The organism is Flavobacterium sp. UMI-01 (genome assembly GCF_019656315.1).
GTDB lineage: Bacteria > Bacteroidota > Bacteroidia > Flavobacteriales > Flavobacteriaceae > Flavobacterium.
This window is the reverse complement of sequence record NZ_BPLU01000037.1, coordinates 1-1705: the sequence shown is the minus strand read 5'-3', so window position 1 is coordinate 1705 and position 1705 is coordinate 1. Positions and strand designations below refer to the sequence as shown.

The following is a 1705-nucleotide window of genomic DNA, read 5'->3' as shown; positions in this document are numbered from 1 at the left end:
AAAAGAAGCCGTCTCAAAACACAATTTGAGTTGGCTTTTTTATTTTCAGGTTTTTTAGTTTGATTTTTCTTTCTGCTGAAAAAGTCAAAAATTGACCTTATGAGGCAATTTTCTTTCTTAAATTGTGACCTAATGCCATTAAACCGAACTCTAACTCCACTTTTTCAAGTCCTTTTAGAGAAAATCTTCTAAAACCATTATTATGTTTGAGTTGTGCAAATACAGGTTCTACATCGGCTGTGCGTTGTTTTCTTTTTTGGACTCCTGTTTCGCTTAATAGTAGTTCTCTTGTCCTTTGTTTGTGCCTCTCAAGATTGTGATTCCTCTCAATACTTCTATTTCCCTTGGCTTTAAAACATTGTCCTCGTAGTGGGCATCCCTCACAGTTTTTGGCCTGATAATGGCTCATTACTTGTTGGTAACCTGCTTCTGTGGTGCGTTTGCTTTGATGAGTTTTGTGTATTTTTTGTCCCATTGGACATACATAATAATCTTCTTCTTGATTGTAATAAAGATTTTCTTTGCTAAATGGCTTATGCTTTTTTTGATAATTTTTGTCTTGCTCTTTATCAAAAGCGTTGTATTTAACATAAGCAGTAAGCTCTTTTTGTTCTAGATAATCATAGTTCTCTTCACTGCCATAACCTGCATCGGCCGTTATTTCTTCTAATTCTTTAAGGACTTCTTTTCCGAAGGTTTGTTCAAAATTTTCTAAATGAGGTTTGAGTGTTTTGGTGTCGGTTGGGTTTTGATGAATCGTGTAATGAACAATGATTTGATTCTCTGTTGATATTTGAGTGTTATAAGCTGGTTTGAGTTGTCCATTTAGCATATGGTCTTCTTTCAGACGCATAAAAGTAGCTTCTTTGTCGGTTTTACTATAGCTATTACGCTGACCAAGAATGGCTTCTTGTTGCTCGTATTTCTCTAAATTGGCAACAAAATTATTTTTAATGTAGCGTAATTTAGCTTTTGCTTTGGGACTAGCTTTTTCATTCCCAGAGAGTTTAGCATCTATTTTAGCAACTGTTTTTTCAATTACTTCTTTACTGATTTCTTTAAACTTGGTTGGCTCAGGATTTGGCTCATCATCATTATCAATACTTTGGGCATAATTCCATAAATCTTCTAACTGGGTTAGCATTTTAGTTTTGTTGGTTTTAATACTCTTGCCCCAAACAAATGTGTAACGACCTGCTTGTGCTTCTATTTTTGTGCCATCAGTATAGATTTGCTTTAAAGTGATTAAGCCTTCTGATACCAACATCAGCACCACTTGTTTGAAAATTTCCTTAAAGCTGTCTTTTAGTTTATTGCTTCTAAAACGGTTAATGGTGTTATGATCAACAATGGTCATTGAAGTTAACCACATAAAATTGATATTCTCACGTAGAGCAAGTTCTATCTTGCGAGAAGAATACACATTGGTCATATAAGCATACAACATCACTTTGAGTAACATCTTTGGATGATAACCTGGATTTCCTTCTTTACTGTATGCTTTTAAAAGAGGTTGAATGTTAATTGACTCCACAACTTGGTCAACTACTCGAACGGGGTGTTTCTCTGGAATTAATTCGTCAAACGAATAAGGTAAAAGTATTGTTTGCTGTTGGTTGTAATGTTTGAATTTCATATTTAACTATCTAATATCAATAACTAAATATACGAAATAACCTATAAAAAACCAAATATATACAAAAAA

1 protein-coding gene is annotated in these 1705 nt (G+C 33.7%); it reads right to left on the bottom strand.

Features of this window, described 5'->3' with window-relative positions:
* Positions 1-97: 97 nt before the first annotated feature.
* Complete coding sequence (locus tag K5R64_RS10855; protein ID WP_220763419.1) at positions 98-1636, bottom strand: IS1182 family transposase; 1539 nt, start codon at positions 1634-1636, stop codon at positions 98-100.
* Positions 1637-1705 lie beyond the last annotated feature (69 nt).